Source organism: Hyalangium gracile, from assembly GCF_020103725.1.
Taxonomy (GTDB): Bacteria; Myxococcota; Myxococcia; order Myxococcales; family Myxococcaceae; genus Hyalangium; species Hyalangium gracile.
The window spans coordinates 1-19,216 of the sequence record NZ_JAHXBG010000006.1; the positions used below are offsets into that span (position 1 = coordinate 1).

17 protein-coding genes and 1 pseudogene are annotated in these 19,216 nt (G+C 70.4%); 10 read left to right on the top strand and 8 right to left on the bottom strand.

Annotated elements, in window-relative coordinates; all coding sequences use genetic code 11:
• A pseudogene (locus KY572_RS13010) lies at window positions 1–186 on the top strand (hypothetical protein); the annotation flags it as partial.
• Window positions 187–201: 15 nt separating this feature from the next.
• Here the strand turns inward: KY572_RS13010 and KY572_RS13015 are convergent.
• Complete coding sequence (locus KY572_RS13015) at window positions 202–486, bottom strand: DUF427 domain-containing protein (protein ID WP_224242913.1); 285 nt, start codon at window positions 484–486, stop codon at window positions 202–204.
• A 271-nt stretch (window positions 487–757) separates the two neighbouring features.
• Between KY572_RS13015 and KY572_RS13020 the strand changes: the two genes are divergently transcribed.
• From KY572_RS13020 to KY572_RS13030, 3 genes are read left to right on the top strand one after another with little or no spacing between them, the layout of a single operon-like run.
• Window positions 758–3,331 carry a PAS domain-containing protein gene (locus KY572_RS13020; RefSeq protein WP_456077668.1) on the top strand — a complete coding sequence of 858 codons (2,574 nt, stop codon included), beginning with the start codon at window positions 758–760 and terminating at the stop codon, window positions 3,329–3,331.
• A complete protein-coding gene (locus KY572_RS13025) occupies window positions 3,328–3,777 on the top strand; it encodes a response regulator (RefSeq protein ID WP_224242915.1) in 450 nt (149 codons plus the stop codon). The genes KY572_RS13020 and KY572_RS13025 overlap by 4 nt, the downstream gene beginning before the upstream one ends.
• A 5-nt stretch (window positions 3,778–3,782) precedes the next feature.
• Complete coding sequence (locus KY572_RS13030) at window positions 3,783–4,907, top strand: ATP-binding response regulator (protein WP_224242916.1); 1,125 nt, start codon at window positions 3,783–3,785, stop codon at window positions 4,905–4,907.
• On the opposite strand, the gene KY572_RS13035 is transcribed toward KY572_RS13030, so the two are convergent.
• On the bottom strand, window positions 4,889–5,089 hold the full coding sequence (locus tag KY572_RS13035; RefSeq protein WP_224242917.1) for a hypothetical protein: 201 nt from the start codon (window positions 5,087–5,089) through the stop codon (window positions 4,889–4,891). The two genes, KY572_RS13030 and KY572_RS13035, sit on opposite strands and share 19 nt — an antisense overlap.
• Window positions 5,090–5,113: 24 nt before the next feature.
• Here KY572_RS13035 and KY572_RS13040 point away from each other — a divergent pair, with 24 nt between their 5' ends.
• Window positions 5,114–5,314, top strand: a complete 201-nt coding sequence (locus KY572_RS13040; RefSeq protein WP_224242918.1) for a hypothetical protein — start codon at window positions 5,114–5,116, stop codon at window positions 5,312–5,314.
• A 14-nt stretch (window positions 5,315–5,328) separates the two neighbouring features.
• On the opposite strand, the gene KY572_RS13045 is transcribed toward KY572_RS13040, so the two are convergent.
• The 4 genes from KY572_RS13045 to KY572_RS13060 form a co-directional block, all read right to left on the bottom strand.
• Complete coding sequence (locus KY572_RS13045; protein WP_224242919.1) at window positions 5,329–6,117, bottom strand: FRG domain-containing protein; 789 nt, start codon at window positions 6,115–6,117, stop codon at window positions 5,329–5,331.
• Window positions 6,118–6,297: 180 nt separating this feature from the next.
• Window positions 6,298–6,702 carry a response regulator gene (locus tag KY572_RS13050; RefSeq protein ID WP_224242920.1) on the bottom strand — a complete coding sequence of 135 codons (405 nt, stop codon included), beginning with the start codon at window positions 6,700–6,702 and terminating at the stop codon, window positions 6,298–6,300.
• Window positions 6,703–6,860: 158 nt separating this feature from the next.
• Window positions 6,861–7,097: a hypothetical protein gene (locus KY572_RS13055; RefSeq protein ID WP_224242921.1), complete on the bottom strand. Its 237-nt coding sequence runs from the start codon at window positions 7,095–7,097 to the stop codon at window positions 6,861–6,863.
• Window positions 7,098–7,228: 131 nt separating this feature from the next.
• Window positions 7,229–7,789: a DsbA family oxidoreductase gene (locus tag KY572_RS13060; RefSeq protein ID WP_224243328.1), complete on the bottom strand. Its 561-nt coding sequence runs from the start codon at window positions 7,787–7,789 to the stop codon at window positions 7,229–7,231.
• Window positions 7,790–7,916: 127 nt separating this feature from the next.
• On the opposite strand from KY572_RS13060, the gene traC reads away from it, so the two are divergent.
• The 4 genes from traC (at window position 7,917) to KY572_RS13080 (ending at window position 13,592) form a co-directional block, all read left to right on the top strand.
• Window positions 7,917–9,770 carry an outer membrane exchange accessory lipoprotein TraC gene (gene traC / locus KY572_RS13065; protein ID WP_224242922.1) on the top strand — a complete coding sequence of 618 codons (1,854 nt, stop codon included), beginning with the start codon at window positions 7,917–7,919 and terminating at the stop codon, window positions 9,768–9,770.
• Between the two features lie 114 nt (window positions 9,771–9,884).
• Entirely contained in the window at window positions 9,885–11,939 is a 2,055-nt protein-coding gene (locus KY572_RS13070) for a serine/threonine protein kinase (protein WP_224242923.1), read from the top strand.
• Between the two features lie 130 nt (window positions 11,940–12,069).
• Window positions 12,070–12,573, top strand: coding sequence for a DUF2381 family protein (locus KY572_RS13075; RefSeq protein WP_224243329.1), 504 nt, complete (start codon window positions 12,070–12,072; stop codon window positions 12,571–12,573).
• 113 nt (window positions 12,574–12,686) lie between these two features.
• Window positions 12,687–13,592, top strand: a complete 906-nt coding sequence (locus KY572_RS13080) for a hypothetical protein (RefSeq protein ID WP_224242924.1) — start codon at window positions 12,687–12,689, stop codon at window positions 13,590–13,592.
• A gap of 255 nt (window positions 13,593–13,847) precedes the next feature.
• Here the strand turns inward: KY572_RS13080 and KY572_RS13085 are convergent, their stop codons facing one another.
• Window positions 13,848–17,402 (bottom strand): VIT domain-containing protein, encoded by a 3,555-nt coding sequence (locus tag KY572_RS13085; protein ID WP_224242925.1) that lies wholly within the window; start codon window positions 17,400–17,402, stop codon window positions 13,848–13,850.
• Between the two features lie 70 nt (window positions 17,403–17,472).
• Window positions 17,473–18,735, bottom strand: coding sequence for an MDR family MFS transporter (locus KY572_RS13090; protein WP_224242926.1), 1,263 nt, complete (start codon window positions 18,733–18,735; stop codon window positions 17,473–17,475).
• A gap of 13 nt (window positions 18,736–18,748) precedes the next feature.
• Here KY572_RS13090 and KY572_RS13095 point away from each other — a divergent pair, with 13 nt between their 5' ends.
• A complete protein-coding gene (locus tag KY572_RS13095; protein WP_224242927.1) occupies window positions 18,749–18,955 on the top strand; it encodes a hypothetical protein in 207 nt (68 codons plus the stop codon).
• Window positions 18,956–19,216 lie beyond the last annotated feature (261 nt).

The following is a 19,216-nucleotide window of genomic DNA, read 5'->3' on the forward strand; positions in this document are numbered from 1 at the left end:
GTGCTGGTGCGTCACCTCGGGGGACAGTGGATTCCACGCAAGAAGCTGGAAGAGGCACAGGTGCGCGTGGGCCCGCGCGTGTGGCTGCCATTCGCGCGCGCCCACCGGTCCATGCGCTCGGCGCAGGCCCTGGTGGACTACTCCCTCACCCAGCTCTACCGGGTCGCCGAGCGGCTCCGGGGCTGAACGAGCCCTCCGGCACTACCTCTCCACCCGCACGCCCTTCCAGAAGGCCACGTGATCGCGGATGTGACGGGCCGCCTCCTTGGGCTCCGGGTAGCACCAGGCCGCGTCCTTGTTCACCTGCCCGTCCACCACCACGTCGTAGTAGCTGGCCACGCCCTTCCAGGCGCAGGTGGTGTGCGTGGGACTCGCACGCAGGCGCTCGCGCTGCACGGACTCTGGGGGAAAGTAGACATTGCCCTCGACCAGCTCATAGCGCTGGCTCTCCGCCAGCACGATGCCGTTCCACGTTGCTTTGGCCATGGGACTCCTCTCCTGAGGCTCGTTCTGCTCGGGGGCCACGTACAGCGCCAGCCCTGGCTGCCTGCTCTGTCGACTGGCGTAGGCCTGCTCCCCAGGACGGCAAGCCGGACTCCGACAGAGGCCTGGTGTCTCGCTCCCCCAGGAGGCACCTGTCCTTCAGAGCAATTGTCTCCTGCCGAAAAGGGCGCTCTCGGCTGAAAGGGACCAGGGCAGCCACGCTGTTACCGTCGAGTCACCGATGGATACCCACTCGTCCGGCCCGGTCACGAAGATGCTCCCAGATCCTCCGCCAGAGGGCGCGTCAGGTGGCTCCGTGAGTGAAGCCTTCCGCCAGCTCGCCGAGAGCATTCCCCAGCTCGTGTGGACCACGCGCCCGGACGGCTTCCACGACTACTACAACCGGCGTTGGTACGAGTACACCGGCCTCTCCCCGGGCCAGTCCCACGGCGAGGGCTGGCAGGGCCCCTTCCACCCGGAGGACATGCCGGAGACGCTGCGGCGCTGGCACCACTCGCTGCGCACCGGCGAGCTCTACGAGACGGAGTACCGCTGCCGCCGCCATGATGGCGTCTACCGCTGGTTCCTCGGCCGGGCCCACCCGGTGCGCGACGACACCGGCCGCATCGTCAAGTGGTTCGGCACCTGCACGGACATCGATGACCAGAAGCGGGCCGCCGAGTCCATGAGCTTCCTGGCCGCGGCGGGCTCCCTGCTGGCCTCCTCGTCGCTGGACTATGAGGCCACGCTCTCCGCCCTCACGCGGCTGGTAGTGCCTCGCCTCGCAGACTGGTGCGCCATCGAGATCGTCAACGACGATGGCACCACGCGCCAGCTCGGCGTGGCCCATGTCGACCCAGCCAAGGTGCGCTACGCCGAGGAGCTGCGCCAGCGCTACCCACCGCGCCCGGAGGATCCCCGCGGAGTGCTCGAGGTCATCCGCACCGGCCGGCCGGAGTTCCTCCCGGACATCCCCGACGAGCTCCTGGTCGCGGGCTCGCGGGACGCCGAGCACCTGCGCATCGCTCGCGAGCTGGGGCTGCGCTCGGCCATGGTGCTGCCGCTCACCGCCCGGGGGCGCACCCTGGGGGCGCTCACGCTCGTCACCGCCGAGTCCCGGCGGCGCTTCACCTCCGAGGACTTCGCCCTCGCCGAGCAGCTCGCCCACCGCGCCGCCATGGCGGTGGACAATGCCCGGCTCTACCGCGAGTCCGTGCACGCCGGGGAGCGCTTCCGCTCGCTCGTCACCGCCACCGCCCAGGCGGTGTGGGTGACGCGGCCGGATGGCTCCATCGTGGAGGAATCGCCCTCCTGGCGCGCCTTCACCGGACAGACCCACGAGGAGTGGAAGGGCACCGGCTGGCTCAGCGCCATCCACCCCGAGGATCGCGAGTCCGCCCGGCGCGCGTGGACGGACGCCGTGGCGCGGGGGCGCTCCTACGAGACCGAGTACCGCCTGCGCCGGGCAGACGGTGGCTACAGCATCACGCTGGCGCGAGCGGTGCCCGTGCGCAACGCCGACGGCACCGTGCGCGAGTGGGTGGGCATCAACATCGATCTCACCGCGCAGCGCGAGGCCGAGTCCGCCGCCCGGAGCCTCCAGCTCGAGCAGCGCGCCCGGCGCCACGAGGCCCTGCGCGCGGACGTGAGCGCCGCGCTCGCCAGGCCGGGCCCCCAGGCCCAGATGCTCCAGACGGCGTGCGAGGCCGTGGTGCGACACCTGGACATGGCCTTCTCGCGGGTGTGGCTGCTCGACCGGGACAGCGCCGAGCTGCGCCTGTGGGCCAGCGCCGGGCGCGGCACCCAGCCGCCGGGAGAGCACGCCCGCATCCCCCTGGGCCAGTCGAAGGTCGGGCGCATCGCGCGGGAGCGCCGCCCGTACGCGACCAACGCGCTGCGCAAGGAGCCCGCGGCGAGCGCTCCCGAGTGGGTGCTCCGGGAGGGGCTGGTGTCGTTCGCCGGCTACCCGCTGGTGCTGGGCGAGCAGCTGGTGGGTGTGTTCGCCGTCTATGGCACGGAGCCCCTGGTTCACGAGACGCTCGACGTGCTCGCGGCGGTGGCCGAGATCATCACCCAGGGCGTGGAGCGCCGCCGCGCCGAGGAGTCCCTGCGGATGCACGCCCAGGAGCTGGCCCGCTCCAACGAGGAGCTCCAGCAGTTCGCCTACGTGGCCTCGCATGATTTGCAGGAGCCGCTGCGCATGGTGGCCAGCTACACCCAGCTGCTGGCGCGGCGCTACCGGGGCAAGCTGGACTCGGACGCGGACGAGTTCATCGGCTACGCGGTGGAGGGGGTGAACCGGATGCAGCGGCTCATCCAGGATCTGCTGGCCTACTCGCGCGTGGGCACCCGAGGCCGCGAGCTCAGCCCCTGCGATGCCGGCCAGGCGCTCCAGCGCGCGGTGGACAACGTGCGCGCCACGCTCGAGGAGACGCGCGGCGAGCTGACGGTGGCCCCGCTGCCCCGGGTGCTGGCGGATGAGACGCAGCTGGCCCAGCTCTTCCAGAACCTGCTCAGCAACGCGCTCAAGTTCCACGGCCAGGCCCCACCCAAGGTGGAGGTGTCAGCCCAGCCCCAGGGCCCGGACTGGTGGCGCTTCACGGTGAAGGACGAGGGGCTCGGCATCGATTCGCAGTACTTCGACCGCATCTTCATCATCTTCCAGCGCCTGCATGGCCGCGAGGAGTACCCTGGCACCGGCATCGGGCTGGCCATCTGCAAGAAGATCGTCGAGCGCCACGGAGGGCGCATCGGCGTGGAGTCCCGGCCCGGCGCGGGCTCCACGTTCTGGTTTACCCTGCCGGCGGCCCCCATGGCCGGCGCCAACCCCAAGGACTCCCAGGAATGACGTTCGAAGAGCATGGCAGGCCCATCGAGATCCTCCTGGTGGAGGACAACCCGGGCGACGTGAGGTTGACCATCGAGGCCCTCAAGGAGGGCAAGGTCCGCAACAACCTCTCCGTCGCGAAGGATGGGGTGGAGGCGCTGGCCTTCCTGCGGCGCCAGGGGAACTTCTCCAACGCCACGCGGCCGGACCTGGTCCTGTTGGACTTGAACCTGCCGCGCAAGGACGGGCGCGAGGTGCTGGCCGAGATCAAGGAGGATCCGATGCTGCGGCGCATCCCCGTGGTGGTGCTCACCACCTCGAAGGCCGAGGAGGACATCCTCCGCACCTATGATTTGCACGCCAACTGCTACATCACCAAGCCGGTGGACCTGGAGCAGTTCATCTCCGTGGTGCGCTCCATCGATGACTTCTGGCTCGCGGTGGTGCGGCTCCCCCCGAAAGCTTGAGCGCCATGGCTCCGCAAGAACAGCCCCTGCGTCTGCTGGTGGTGGAGGACAACCCCGCCGACGCCCGGCTCATCCAGGAAGAGTTGAGGGAGGTGCCCTCCGTGCGCATCGAGATGCTGCACGTGATGCGCCTGGCGGAGGCGGAGCGGGTGGCCCTCGAGTCGAAGCTGGATGCGGTGCTGTTGGACCTCTCCCTGCCGGACGGGCACGGGCTGGCAAACATCTCTCGGCTGCTGCAGGCCGCGCCGGCGGTGCCGCTGGTGGTGCTCACGGGCACGGATGACGAGCAGCTCGCGGTGCAGGCGGTGCACCAGGGCGCCCAGGACTACCTGGTGAAGGGCCAGGTGACGGGCCAGCTGCTGGTGCGCGCGCTGCGCTATGCCATCGAGCGCAAGCGGGTGGAGGAGGGGCTCAAGCGCGAGGAGGCCCAGCGCCAGACGGCGCTCTTCCGCGAGCAGTTCCTGGCCGTGCTGGGGCATGACCTGCGCAACCCGCTCAATGCCATCTCCGGCAACGCGGGGCTGCTGCTGCGCTACGGCGGGCTGACCGAGCCCCAGCGCAAGGCCATCAACCGCATCTCCATCTCCTCGGACCGCATGGCCCGGATGATCAACGATCTGCTGGACTTCACGCGGGCGCGGCTGGGCGGCGGCTACCCGGTGAACCGGGCGCGGATGAACGTGCACGACGTGCTGCGCCAGGTGGTGGAGGAGCTGGAGGTGGCGCACCCGCAGCGGCGCCTGGAGCTGGACGTGTCGGGCAACGGGTGGGGCGACTGGGACGCGGACCGCATCGCCCAGGCCGCCTCCAATCTGGTGGGCAACGCGGTGCAGTACTCGCCCGAGGACAGCCCGGTGGGCGTGTCCGCCCGGGACGAGGGCGAGGGCATCTGCGTGCAGGTGCACAACCAGGGACTGCCCATCCCCGCGGAGCGGCTGCCCCAGATCTTCGATCCGTTCGTGCGCGGCGTGGACAGCAAGCGCGGCGCGGCCCGCACGGGCCTGGGACTGGGGCTCTACATCACCCACGAGATCGTCCGCGCCCACGGGGGCACGCTGCGCGTGACGTCCACCGAGGCGGACGGCACGCGCTTCTCGATGAGCCTGCCGCGCTACGCGACGACCGCCTGAGGCAGCGCCTCGGCCAGGTGCTCCTTGCTCCACTTCACGCCCAGCTGCGCCCGGTAGTCCACGAGGCGGCGCGCGGCAGGAGCCCGTATACCCGGCAGGCGGGCAGGCGGGACGCGGGCAGGAGACCGGACACGCCCGCGGATCATCCCCATCCTTCGCGTGTCGGGGCCATGACGGCCCATGGTTTCTCGAAGCGAGGTCCAATCATGCTCGTCGTCTGGTCCATGGTGCTGGGTATCCTTCTCTTCCTCGGCCTGGTGGTGGTCACCCTCCTGCTGGGGGCGGGTGGGCGCGAGCGGGAGAAGGAGTTGCTCATGCGTGCCGAGCTGGAGCGGCGCGCGGGACTGGGGGGAGACGTCACCACCGACACGCCTCATCCCATCCACGACCGCTACCTCGAGGCCTGAGGGCTCGGGGCCGCTCAGCGCTTCGGCGGGCTGTAGTAGCGCCTGAGCCAGCGGCTCAGGCCATCCAGGCCCGGGAAGAGCACGCGCTCCGTCACGTTCGCCTGGTCCAGCTTGTCCCGGACCTCCCACTTGAGCGAGGCCGGGACGATGAGCCGGCGCACGCCCTTCTTCTGGCTCTCCAGGAAGGTGTCCAGCCGGTGCAGCGGGCCGTTCATCACCGAGAAGAGCGCGAACTGGTTCACGATGCGCTCGTCCAGGGACGGCGGCTCGAAGAAGAGCACGAAGGGGTGCTTCGTCAGCCGGTCGAAGGCCGGCAGATCCGTGGCCACCGCCGCGAGCATCTCCGCGGTGAAGACGTCCGCGCCCTCCTCGCGCAGCTGGGCCTGGAGGGGCTTCGGCAGCAGCCGGTTCGTCTCGTGGTAGTCCACGCACCACACCGCCCCATCCACGTCGTACTGCTCCGGGTGCTCCGTCAGGAAGTGGAGCGCGACGTAGGGGCTGAACGTCCAGTCCAGCAGCCGCGTGGGCAGCCCGTGGTGTTGCGCCAGCGCCAGCCAGTCCCAGACCGTCTCGCAGGGCCGGCTGCCTCCGCGCGCGTACTTGCGGAAGGCGCGCAGCAGATCCCTCTCGTGAGCGGCGAAGGCCCCCTCGTGGCGGTTGAGCGAGGTGGAGAGGTCATGCGCGGACGCGGGCACGCCGCGGAAGGCGATGCTCGGGCGGAAGCGGCTGATCTGCTCGTTCCACGAGCCCGAGAAGAGCGCCTCCTGCAGCTCGATCCAGCTCTCGACGCGTTGTTCGTTCACACCGGTTCCAGCACGGCCCACCGCGGGTCCGTGGCTGTGCCACCAGTATTCACCCACACGCGGCTACCACAGCGTTGGATGCGCGGGATGCGTGGGCCAGCCCACAGTGGCGGCACCCGGGCGTACACCACTCCACAGGCGGCGAGCGCCGAGCGTGTGGCAGCGCACAGGCCCCAGGGCTCAGGCCACCTGGCAGGTGCTCGCCTTGGAGGGCGAGGTTCCCCGCGGGTGGGTGAGGGCACGGAGGATGCGCAGCAGCTCCGACGGAGAGAACGGCTTGCGCAGCAGGCACACCGCTCCCTCGAAGCTGGGCAGCTCCAGGTCCACGCCCGTGGTGAGCACCACGGGCAGGTCCGCCAGCTCGCGCTGATTGTGGAGCAGCCGGATCAAATCCCTGCCCTGGATGTCGGGCAGCACCCAGTCCAGCAGCAGCACATCCACCCGGGGCTCGGTGAAGAAGGCGCGCAGTGCCTCGAAGGCGGTGGGGCAGGGCACCACGCGGTAGCCCGCCTGCTCCAGGAGCTCCGTCACCGTCTCGCGCACGTCGCCATCATCTTCAGCCAGGACGACCACGGGGCGCGACATGCGGGGGCTCACCTCATTCACGGACACGGAGGGCTCACGCAGGGCCGAGGTCCGATGCTCGTGCCTGCCGACGCACTACAACCTCCGTGTCTCCTGGCCGCGTTCCCTCACTTCGGGGGCGGCTGTTGCTCGCCTGCCCGCTGGGGGCAGGCAGGCGTTCAGGGTCGGCCGGGATCGGCCGGCTGGTTGAAGGCGTAGGAGTCCGCTCCAGGGGCCTTGTCCTGCTGGAACAGGGGGCACTTGGCGCAGGTGAAGCTCTCCCAGTCCTCGTGCACGGCGACATCCACGCAGGCGCTGTAGTGCCGGCAGTGGACGTTGCGGTGCTCCTCGATGCGGAACTGCTCCGCCCGCCGAGGAAGGCGGAAGGAAGTGGGACGCGGCTGAGCGCAGGGCATGTTCGGTAACTCGCGTTTCGGTTGGATCCCCTCGGTTGCACACGGACCAACGACTGGTGCGTCGCGTCATTCCCGAGGAGGTACGTCTCTCTCAACCGGCCAGTTCCGCCCAACCTTCCGGAGGGGAGGCCCTAGGAACGGGGCTTCGCGCCCGCTCGCCGCGCGGCGTCCGCGTACACCTCGTACGGCTGGGCGCCGACCACCCGGAGGTTGCCCACGAAGACGGTGGGGATGCCGCTGACACCCAGCGAGTTGCCCTCGGCCCGCAGCGCATCCACCCGCGCCTGGTACTCCGGAGCGTCCATGGCGGCGAGCGCCTGCCTGGCCGGCAGCCCTGCCTGCTCCGCGACCCGGCCGATCACCTCTTCATCCTCGAGGTTCTCGCCCCGGTGCCAGTAGGCCTCCATGGCCGCCTCGCGGAAGGCGTGCAGCTTGCCCTGGTCGCGCGCCCACTCGGCCAGCGCGATGGCGCGCCGCGTGTTGTTCATCAGCTCGCGCCGCCGCATGGTGGTGATGCCGAACATGCGGGCCACCTGCTCCACGCGGGCCACCATGGCGTCGTAGCGGCCCGGGAAGAGCTTCTCCGCGAGGATGCCGCCCTTGGGCGTCTCCGGGCGAAGCTCGAAGCCCCGCCAGTCCAGCTCCACGTCATACTCTGCTTGCAGCCTGACCAGGCTGCTCTGCTCCGCGATGAAGCAGAAGGGTCAGACGAAGTCCGAGTACAGCCGGATGGGTACGGGCATGGGGGCCCTCCTTGGCGGCTCCCTCTTATCCTCGTTACGCGGGCGTTGCCAACCCTGCTCGTCGAGCAGCCGGGCAATGCGCACATTCCTTCACCCGGAGCGCGCTTTTGCGGAAGATGCGCCCGTGTTCACGCCTGCCCGATCGCGTCCGACTCCCGCTCGCAGCCCCCTGGCGCTGCTGGCCCTGTGCGTCCTGTTCGCCCTGAGCGGTTGTACCGCCTTCAGCCGCGCCGTGAAGGAGGGTGACCAGCTCACCTCCGAGCGCAAGTGGGCCGAGGCCGAGGCCGCCTACCTGCGCGCGCTCGCCGTGGACCCCGAGGCCTCCGAAGTCACCGTGAAGCTGCGCGCCATGCGCAAGGACTGGAGCCAGGAGGTGTACGCGGAGGCCGAGCGCATCCACGGCACCGGAGACCTGCCCGCCGCCCAGAAGCTGCTCGTCCGGGCCCTGGAGCTGGACGGGGAGAACGAGCCCGCGCGAGCGCTGCTGACACGGACATTGGATGCGCGCGTGGAGGCGGCGCAGAAGGCCTTGAAGGAGGAGCGCCTGCAGGATGCGCGGGCCGAGTTCGACGCGGTGCTCGCCGTGTCGCCGGACCACCCGGCGGCGCGCAAGGGCGTGGACCAGGTGCAGGTGGCGTGGGCCAGGCGCTGGTTCAAGACGGGGCAGCAGCTCGAGGAGGGCGGCAAGCTGGGCAACGCGCTGCTGGCGTACCTGCGCGCCGATCAGGAGCGGGTGGGCGCCACGGCGGCCCGGGAGCGGGCCGAGGCGGTGCGCCAGAAGCTGCGCGACGACGTGGCCTTCCTGGTGGTGACGACGCCGGTGGAGGACAAGGCGCAGTCGCCGGACGTGGTGCAGCGGCTGGGCGCCGGGCGTCTGGCGTCCATGCTGCCCAAGGAGCTGCCCATCCGCGTGGTGACGGATGCCCCCGAGTCCAAGGTGGGCGTGAAGCTGGACCTGACGCTGGAGCGCGTGCTGCCCCTCAAGGCGGTGGAGCAGTCCCAGCGCAGCCACCGGTACCTGGCCGGCAACCGCTCCGTGCCCAACCCGCGCCGCCGTCAGTACGAGGATCGGCTGCTGCAGGCCGAGCGCACGATGGAGGAGGTGGAGCGCAAGCAGGCCGGGGCGCTGCGCGAGTATCTGCGCCGGCAGGCGGAGCTGAACACGGTGCGCCAGACGGCCGAGCGCTGCCGGGAGCGCGAGCGCAAGGTGTGCCTGGAGCTCATCCAGCGGTGCGGCGAGGCGGCCAGCGACCTGGAGAAGCCCGGCCAGGTGCCCGAGGAGTGCAACCCGGCGGGCTGCGCGACGCGGCAGTGCGGCCAGGAGGAGCAGCTGCTGGCCTCGAACGCCGCGGTGGTGCTGCAGCTGGAGAAGCAGCTGGATGGGATGCTCGAGCAGGCGGAGTCGCAGCGGCGCGAGGTCACCCGCTCCAGGGACCTCGTGTTCCGCGAGCCGATGACGGTGGACGAGCCGATGTACTCGGACTTCGTCTACGACGTGGAGCTGCACCGGCTGACCGTGAAGGCCACCGTCACCTCGGTGCTGAGGGACCTGCTGGCGGCGCAGGCGGCGCCGGCCCCGGTGACGCAGGACTATGACGTGGCGCACGAGGACTTCAGCCACAAGGGCTATGACCGGTACGGCGTGCTGGCGGACCCGGTGCAGCTGCGCACCGAGCTGGAGCTGCGCGTGGACGTGGGCGACAAGGCGATGGGAGACCTGGCCCGGCGCGTGATGGAGCGCTTCGACGTGTACCGCCAGAAGCGGCTGGAGGACGCGCGGCGCGGCATGGTGCGGCCCGGCGCCGAGGACGTGGTGGAGACGGCGGTGCGCGTGCTGCTGCTGACCGCGGACAAGCCCCCCGCGGACATCCTCCAGCCGGTGGCGCAGGCGCGTGGCCTGCAACGCCCGGAGGCCATCTTCGGCAAGTAAATCCGGGCTGTCGGCTCCAGGGGGCGGGTGACGGAGCACGTTGGATGCGTCAGGCCCTACTTGTAGAGTCACAGACCTGCTAGGTTGGGCGTCCCACGCAGGAGGGACGCCTGAATGGTCGTACACGCGGAGAACTTCCAGGTCGCCCCCGAGGCGCTGCTGCCCGGGACCGAGGTGAACGGCTGGCGCGTCCGGGAGCGGCTGGGAGCGGGAGGCTTCGGCGCCGCCTACCAGGTGGAGTCCGTGCTCCGACCCGGTGAGTTCTATGCTCTCAAGATGGCTCGGAGCCTGGTGGACGAGCGGACCGGGCGGGAGGTTGCCCTGCTGCTGACGCGGGCGGTCCACCCCCACGTGGTGCGGCTGCACGCCTTCGGGCGCTGGCCCCACCCGGTGACGGGCTACCTCTACTTCATCATGGACTGGGTGCAGGGGCTGGCGCTGGACACCTGGGCCGAGACGCACAACCCGACGGTCCGGTCCGTCGTCGAGAAGCTGGCCGCGGTGGCCCTCACGCTGGAGAACCTGCACGCCGATGGGGTGCTGCACCGGGACCTCAAGCCCGAGCACCTGCTCGTCCGAGACACCGACGGCAAGCCGGTGCTCATCGACTTCGGGGTGGGCTGGTACGAGGGCGCCGACAACCTCACCACCCAGGGGCTGGCCCCCGGCACCCCGCACCTGCGCTCGCCGGAGGCCGTGGCCTTTTGGCGCAAGCACGGCGGGAGGGCCGGGCAGCGCTACGCGTACTCGCCCGCGGATGACCAGTATGCGCTGGGCGTCACGTCCTACCGGGTGCTCACGGGGCACTGGCCCTTTCCCCCGCACCTGGAGCGCAAGGTCTTGTTCGGAGCCATCGAGTCGCTGATGCCTCCGGCTCCTTCGGCGGTGAACCCGCGTGTGCCCCGCTCGGTGGACGAGGTCATCCTGCGGATGATGGCCAAGAGGCCCCAGGACCGCTTCCCGTCCTGTGGGGCGGCCCATGTGGCGCTGATCGGCTCGCTCACCTTCGCCGGCTCTCCGGCCGTGGAGACGGAGCTCTTCAAGTGGAAGCAGGGCGACGCGGCCGAGCCACGCCGGGTCTGCCTGCCCGAGTGGCCGACGGACCCGAAGACCGCGACGGCTCCTAAGCTGAAGCAGCCGGATGCTCCCGCTCAGGAGGCGGAGAAGGGACAGGAGGCGCCTGCGCCCGCGAAGGCGCTCGTGCCCGCGCCGAGCGCTCCTCGGAAGGAGAAGCGCTCCTGGCGACGTCACCTCCTGGCCGCGCTTGCTGGAGCCCTGGCGGTCTGGGGGGTGGTCGCGCTGACGGGGCTCTCTCCTCGCGAGTGGCTGGGGAAAAGCAGCGTCGAGCCACCGCCTGTACAAACGCAAACCCACACAACCTCAGGGGTGGGACAAAAATCATCCAACCTTGCAGGTCAGAAAGTGGATCCGGGGGCCGAGTGGGCTGAACCTTTCTGGGCCGCGGTCCCGCTTCGGGAGCCAACCCCCGCGGTCGTCGTTTCCACGACGAAGCTAGAGGAAACGTTCCCCGTGAAGACCCAGAAGAAAGTGGAGCCGACAGCGGCTCCGCAGGTGCCCGAGTCAGCCGTCGAGAGGCCCGCCAGGAAAGGACTGGAGGGCGCGCGCAAAGCCCTGGCCGGCGCCGCTGCTACCTGCACGCTCCTGAGTGGCTGCGCGAGCCTTCCACCCCTGCCTCCTTCGGGGGGCCGGTGCTCGGATCAGGCCTGGAAGGACATGATCAAGCTCCGGACGGGTCCCTTCCTCGCCAGGCCCCTCGAGTACGCCAAGGAGGACGTGGACACGATCATCACCGTGCGTGAGTCCGAGCAGATTGTGTGGACCGCGCCACCGCATGCCACTCGCGTGCCGCGAGGAAGCAGCTTCATCGGGCGGCTCTGGGTCCGCGAGACGGGCGTGTATGGGCGCATCCATCAAATCGTGACACCGTCTGGGGACAAGTACGCCGTGTGCCTGGAGATGGCTCGCCAGCCGCCCCTCACCTACGACCCTGAAACAAACCTCACGACTGTGGGCCCTTTTTCCCCGGGCGCCAACCTCGCGGAGCCTCTCACGCAGCAGGGAGTCGGGAAGGTCCGTATCGGAGACCTCCGATTCATCCCCACGCGTGTGTGGGGTGAGCTCAATGGGGAATGGCCGATGGCGGACTGATGGCGGACTCGTGAGGAGTGCAGAGGTCCTTCGCTGAAGCGGTGAAACCATCGTGAGACCTGGGAACTGGAGTGGCGAAGGGCTTGTGCGGGAGTGGGTCCTGAGGGCGTGCCTCGGGGCCCTGGCCCTCGTGACGCTCCCGCTGCTTTCACTGCCTGCTCACGCGCAGGAGCGCCCATCTCCACCCGAGGGCTCCTCTTCGCAAGGGGCCGTTGCGCCGCGTTCCTCCACGCCTGGTGGAGACGAAGGGCTCACGGGGCTGCTCGTCTCTGGGGTCATGGATGGGGGCGGGATCCGCGGAGCGGTGATTCCGTCTCCGCGGTGTTCTGACGCTTCCATGAAGGTGACACGGGCCGTCAGCTTCCGCTCTGCCCAGCGGCTCGCCGTGTGGATGGAAGTTCAGATCCCAGAGGCTTCGTCCTGGAACCTGGGACGTGTCCTGCTGGTGAACGAGGCCGAGAAGGTGTTGCGCTCCTTGAGAGTCTGGCCGCAGGGGCCTCTTTCTTCGGGCAGGAACACGATCATCCTCGAGCTGGAGGCGGGGCAGAGGGAGCTGCGAGAGCAGTACTCGCTCGAGCTGCATGAGTCGGGCAGCGGCCGCATCTTCACGGTGTGGGGCATCCGGTTTCCGTGAGGTTGCCGCACCCTACCTCGCAGGTTGCTCGGCAGCCGGGCGACGGACGGAGCATGTCGAATCTTCTCCCCCTCGGGAACCCGACGTGCTAGGTAGGGCGCAGGAGGCCCTACGTGACACGAAATACTTCCCACGCACCGACGATGTTCGAGCGCTGTGTCGTCACTCATGAGGAACACCTGGAGATCGGACGCCGCTACCTCCAAGCCTTCGGGATCAACCGAGGAGTGGGCGCCCTGGTGGAGGACATGAACGAGGGGCGCCTGCCCTGGGAGAAGGCGCAGGGGGTGCTCACGCACATGCACTACCTGGTCATCGAGCACATCACCCGGCGCGTCGGCTACACGCGCTTCCGCGCCGTCTGCAGGGATCCGGAGTACATCACCCTGCAGACGGACAGCCTGTGTGGCGTGCTCCAGCGCCATGGTCCCTTCGCGCAGGAGCGCTACGCACGCGCCGTCGAGGGCTTTGCCTGGAGCTCGCTGCGCCTGTGGCACCTGGTGGCGCATGACCTGGGCGGACGCCACGTCTACGAGCCCACGCCCGAGGTGGCCGCGCTGCTGCGGCAGGCGCCTCCCGAGAACCCCTGGAAGATGCCTCGGCTGCCGGTGCCCTCGCTGCTGATGCTCGTGCCTCCCGAGGCGGATCTCTCGCTCACGCTGAAGGGCTCCCCGAGCCGGCGGGTCACCGAGATCTACGTCGTCGAGGCCTCGCCGCCCAAGCACCAGTGGTCCGTCTGGGTGCACGCGCCCATCGACGAGCGCATCGCCGAGTCCGTGTACCTCGAGCTGCCGTTCACGCTGGACGGCGACTTCGAGGAGGGCCTGGCGCAGGCCCATGATCTGTTCCAGGACGGCTCGCCCGACATCGATGGCTGGAGGCAGAGCGTGCGCTGGTTCGCAGCGGCCATCCGCGCTGTCGTCGAAGGGGAGGCCCAGCTGGAGGAGTACATCCACCACACCCAGGAGGGGAAGTCCGAGCGGCGCACCCTCATCGGCACGTCGGACGGCCTGCACTGAGCGAGGGCTCGGGCGGCGCCCGGAGGCTCGGGGGCAGGCAGCCAGCCAGGGGTTCATGACCCGAGAGGTCAGGTGCAATCGCAAAAGCGGCGTTCCGTAGAGCCAGATGGAGGGGCTCGAAGGAGGCCACCATGAACTTCAACTACCTGATCCACGACAGTGACTTGAACTACCCCGCGATGTTCTTCGTCATCGCCGCCTACCTGGCGCTGATGGCTGCATTCATCATCCCCTCCTGAGGCGCGGCTGCGGGGCTCACGGAGCCCTGGCGACGGGGATCATCTCCTCGCGCCGCAGCAGCAGCAGGGCGTCGTTCTTCGGCAGGATGCGGACCTGGAAGCGCCGACGGTACTCGTCCTCGGGCGTGAAGACGCCGCGATCACTCACCAGCAGCAGGGCCGTGGGGACGACGTACCGCTGTGAGCGGTTGCCGTAGTAGTGCACCACCACGTGGTAGGGCCCGGGCGCCGCCTTTCGAGCGTGGTACAGCTCGGGCCCCAGCCCGTCGGTGATGTCCCAGAAGAGCTTGCCGCCCAGCTGCGTCTGCCTGTGCGAGTAGAAGCAGCGCTCGCCATTGGGCTCGATGACCCACAGGTCGATGTCCGTGTTGTCCGAGTTCCAGTGGGTGGTGAGCTGGTAGTCGATCGGCTGGAAGTCCATGGCCGTTCCCTCGTAGGCCAGCTTCGCCAGCTCGCTCTTTCGGGCGCGCAGCAGGGGGGCCGCGGCCTCGGCTCGGGGGTGGCGTGCCAGCGCGTTGAGCATGCGCGAGTAGTGGTAGGCCGCCGCCGTCTTCAGCTCCGCCGGGTGTCGCGGCCAGGAGCGCGCCAGGACGAGCTCGTAGTTGCGCGCCGCCTCCGAGTAGCGGCCGGCCGCGTCGAGCGCCAGCGCCTCCTCGAGGAAGGCCTGGGCCTCGAAGGGGCGGCTGAGCCGCACGTGCTCGAAGAGCTCGGCGGCCGCCGGGTACTGGCCGAGCGCCAGCATGCCGTAGCCCACCAGCCGCAGCGCCTCCGCGTCCTTGGGCCGCAGCTCCACCGGCGAGGAGAGCGCTCGAACCGCGCCCCACGTGTCCCCGGCCAGGGCCCGCTTGCGTGAGATGGCCTCGTAAACGAGGACGTCGTCGCGGTTGTCGCGCCGGGCCTTGCGGTACTGCAGCTCGGCCTGGAGGCGCTCGTCTCCGCCCGCGTAGGGCTCATCCTTCAGGGGCTGGCGGCGCAGCAGGGCGCCGAGCTGGCTGCCCAGCTCACCCAGCTTGCGCACCACCTGGCGGCCCGAGTCCGGCACCTCGTCCAGGGCGATGCCCAGCAGCCTGTCCCGGCGCTGGTCCTCCTCCTTGCGCCGCAGCCCCTCGAGGTCCTGCAGGTCCACCTGCTCGTTCTTCACGGAGTAGCGCGTGTAGTCGCCCTCGGACTCGAGCACGAGCATGGAGGCCCGCGCGTTCGCCAGGCGGTAGTGCTGGCTGAGGGCCACCACCATCCGGTCCAGCCGCTCGTCGTCCAGCGACACCAGCCGGGACACGAAGAGCTCGGCCCAGGCTCGCGGCGCGAAGGGGCTGTCCATGTCTCGCGGCAGGGGCACGCGCAGCACGCGCTCCTCCTGGCCCGCGCGCGTCACCACCTCGAGCTCCGCCGCGCCGTCGCCCGGCAGCCGGCCGGCCACCTGCAGCTCCTGGCCCGGGAAGACGAGGCGGGGCCGCCCGGCCACCACCACATCCTTCGCCGCGGAGCCCTTCACCTCCACGCGGGAGAGCTGCACGGAGGCCGCCCGGTGCGCCCGGGCCGCGGCGTCCACCTCCGAGCCCGAGAGCACGTTCACCACGCGGCCGTCGCTGGCGCGCGCCAGGGCGTCGAACAGGTCCTGGTTCACCGCCGCCTCGCCGAAGCGGTAGCTGATCCATCGCAGCGCCTCGACGCTCGGGTGGTTGGCCACCAGCGCCTCCACCCGGCCCTGGCCCCAGGTGGCATTGCCGTCCGAGAGCAGGAACGCCGTCACCCGCTCGCCCGCCTGGGCCGGCTTGAGCCAGTCACGCCCGGCGGTGTCCAGCTCCTCCAGGACGCCGTCCACGTGCGAGGCACCCTCGAGGAAGATGTTCTCCAGCTCGGCGAACGTCTGCTGGCGGTGCGTGGCGTCATTGGGCCGCCAGCCCGGAGCGTGCAGCCAGCGCGGGCGCACGTCGAAGAGCATCACCGCGTACTCCCTGAGCGTCTCGTCCTTCTCCAGCAGGGCGCGCAGGGTGGCGGCCTGGAGCGCCCAGGCGTTGCCGTCCTCCACCGAGAGCGAGGTGTCCACCACCAGCACCGCGCGGCCGGTGGGAGGACCGTCCGCGCCCGACGTCAACCGCGCCGGCAGCCGCACGCGCGCGTAGAAGGCCTGGCCCGGCAAGCCCGCCGCGTCCTTGCCCACCAGCACGTCCGCGTCCGGGCTTCTGGGGGCCAGCGCCACCTCCAGGGCGCCGTCTCCCTGGAGCTGGGAGAAGTCATACGCCTGCCATGGGCCCAGCGTGCGCGGCTTGTCCGCCGAGGACGGCTGCACCGTCACGTCTCCCGCGTGGCGCGGGTCCACGTGCACGCGGGCGGAGACCTGCAGCCCCTTGCCCGCGCCTGGAGGCAGCGGCCACGTGTAGCGCAGGTGCTTGCCGTCGAAGAGCAGCGTCTGCTCGTAGGCGATGACCACGCGCTTGAGGGACTTCGGCGGCAGGGGGAACACCCTCGCGCTGAAGTTCGAGGCGCCCGCCCACTCCAGCAGCGCCGGATCCACGTTGCGCCGGACGACGTCCTCGTAGACTTCGCGGGCGCGCTTCTGCTCGACGACACGGGCCTCCTGGCGCTCGCCCCAGGAGCGCTTCGCGCCGGGCGGGCTCGGTGGCGCGGCGGCTCCCAGCTCCTCCACCTTCTCCGAGGCGCTTCCCAGCGGAGGCAGCAGCTCCGAGGACTGGAAGAGCGAGGGAGAGTCCACCGCCACCGAGCCCGAGTAGAGCGCGAAGCCGGCCACTGTCGCTCCACCGGGCAGCGGGTAGAAGAAGGTCCCTTCCAGGGTGCGCTGGGTGTCGTTCTCGAACAGGTGGTCCACCACCGTGCGCACCCGAGCGCCCTGGATGTACGTCACCACGCGCACCGCCCTCATCTTGAGGGGCTGGTAGCGGCCGGACTCGTCCGTTACCAGCACCTTGGCGGCTCGGGGCGCGGCCTCCACCTTGGGCAGCACGGGCGTGGGCGCCTTGTCATCGCCGCCGCCGCCCTTGGCCTTCGGCTTCATGTCAGCCCTGGGGAGCGAGTCGTAGGCGTCGCTCGGCGCCTCCTTCGCGGGCTCGGGGCTGCCCGGTTCCGGGGCCCGCGCTTCCATCATTGGGGCAGAGGTGGGGGCGGGGGCGGCGCTGGCACGGCGGGCGGGCCTGGGCGGCGGTGGTGGAGCCCCTGTGCTCTGGCCACCCAGGCTGCCGCCGAGGACGCCCCCGGAGACTCCTCCGACGACGCCACCCTCCTCTCTCTCTTGCTGGGCGCCATCCGCCGAGGGCTCATCGCCTCGGCTCCTGTGCTCGAGTTCGGCGACCTGCGCCTCGGTGATCACCTGTGGATCCGCCACCGAGTCGCGCAGCTCCGCGAGGTCCACGGGGCCGGTGTCCACCTGGCTCAGCGCCGCCATGGGCGCTCTCAGTCCGGCCTTCTGGAAGCGCTCCACCTCCGCCTGGGTAGCGGAGGCTGGGGGGGCGACTGGAGGCGTGGGCGGCGTGGTGTCGGGGGAGGTGCCACGGGTGCAGCCCGCGAGGAGCAGCCACATGGACAGCAGGGCGGTGGAGGCGCGCTTCAGGCTCATGGGCTGAAGACGTTAGCCGAAGGTGCCTCTCCCGCGCGCCATGCCCCCGCGTCCGGGGGATGGCTCCCCGTCAATCCACGCTTGCGCTGACGACGGCCTGCTGGGCCCGGAGCTGCTCCAGGTGGCGTCGCCGGCCGTCGGCCACCGCCAGGTGCCAGGCGCCCGCGAGCAGGCCCACCGCCAGACACCCGAGCCAGAGGGCAGGCCCGCCGAAGCGGCCGAGCATCCACCCTCCCACCACGGGCGCCAGGCAGGAGGCCATGCCCCAGGACATGACGTAGGCGCCCTGGTAGCTGCCGCGCAGGTGGGGCGGAGCCAGGTCCGCCACCAGCGACGGAGAGACCGCGGCGCCGAGAATCTCTCCGATGGTCCACACCGCCACGGCGAGCATGGCCAGCAGCACGGTGGTGGGCAGCGCGTGCAGCCCGAAGCCCACGCCCGTGAAGAGGGCGCAGGCGGCGAGCACGGCGGAGCGTCGCCACCGCGGGACGAGGCGCACGACGATGGGCTGCACCAGGACGATGAGCACCCCGTTGACGGCCACCACCTGGCCGAACTCCACCGTGCCCAGCCCATGGGAGGCCAGGTCCAGCGCGAGCGCCGCCTGACCCTGGAAGAAGATGAACGCCACCAGGAAGCTGGGCACCCAGAACGCCATGAAGGTCCTGTCCCGGAAGGGAGCCGGCGAGGGCAGCAGCGAGCGTGAGGGTGTGCGCTGCGGGAGCGTCTCCGGGACCTTGAGCCAGATGACGCAGCCGTAGACGAAGGTGGTGAGCGCATCCACCACGAAGAGGGTGAGGAAGCCGCCCTGGGCAACGAAGCCTCCCAGTGGCAGGGCGATGGCGAAGCCCACGTTCACCACCCAGTAGAGCAGGCCGAAGGCCCGGACCCGGTCCTGGGGCGGCACCACGTCCGAGACGGCGGCGGAGACGGCGGGCCGGTACAGGTCTCCCAGAAGGCCGAGCATGAAGGCGCCGATGCGGATCCACAGGGGGTCTCGGCAGAAGCCCAGGAAGAGCATGGCCGCCGCGGCCAGCCACAGCCCCAGGCCCAGCGCGAGGCGGCGTCCCAGGCGGTCCGCCAGCGTGCCGCCCAGCGGCCCGGAGAACATCGTTCCCGCTCCGTACAGCGAGACGACGAGGCCTGCCTGGACCTCGGAGAAGCCACGCTCGCGGGTCAGGTAGAGCGCCAGGAAGGGCACCACGAAGTGGCCCAGCCGGTTCACCAGGGTGCCTGTCCACAGAATCCAGTAGGTGGAGGGCAGCCCCCCAACAGCGGCGCGCACCTGCTCCACGAACCGGCTGCGGAGCGTCGCGAGGGGGTGGGAGACCATTCTGGCATGGAGCATGCGTCAGCGGACGACAGCCTCCAAGAGGCCTGACCTGCCCCTACAGCGCGGCACCACCCGTGGGCCGGAGCACGCGGATGCGGCGTCGAAGTGGTCCGAGGCTCGGTGGATGGGAGAGGTGGCCACCTCGGCTCGAGTGGTGGTGCGCTGCAACTCGCTGCTGTCGGTGGTCGCGGCGGCCGCGGCGGGGGGGGTATTGGGCTGATGCCCTGTTTCATGGGCGACAGGGAGCCGGCCCTGCGTCGGCTGATGCCGCCGGTTTCCTCACTGCGCCGCGACATCTGGCTGGTGGTTCACCGTGACTTGCAGCACAACGCGCGTGTGCGTGCCGTGCTCCACTTCCTGGCCGAGCTCATCCAACTCCAACGCGAGCGCCCGCTCATCTCCGGGGAAGGGCTGTCCGCGCCCCCTCCCGAGCCCGCTGCCCCGGCTCGGACTCCGGGAACGTCTTGCAGGTCGAGGGCCC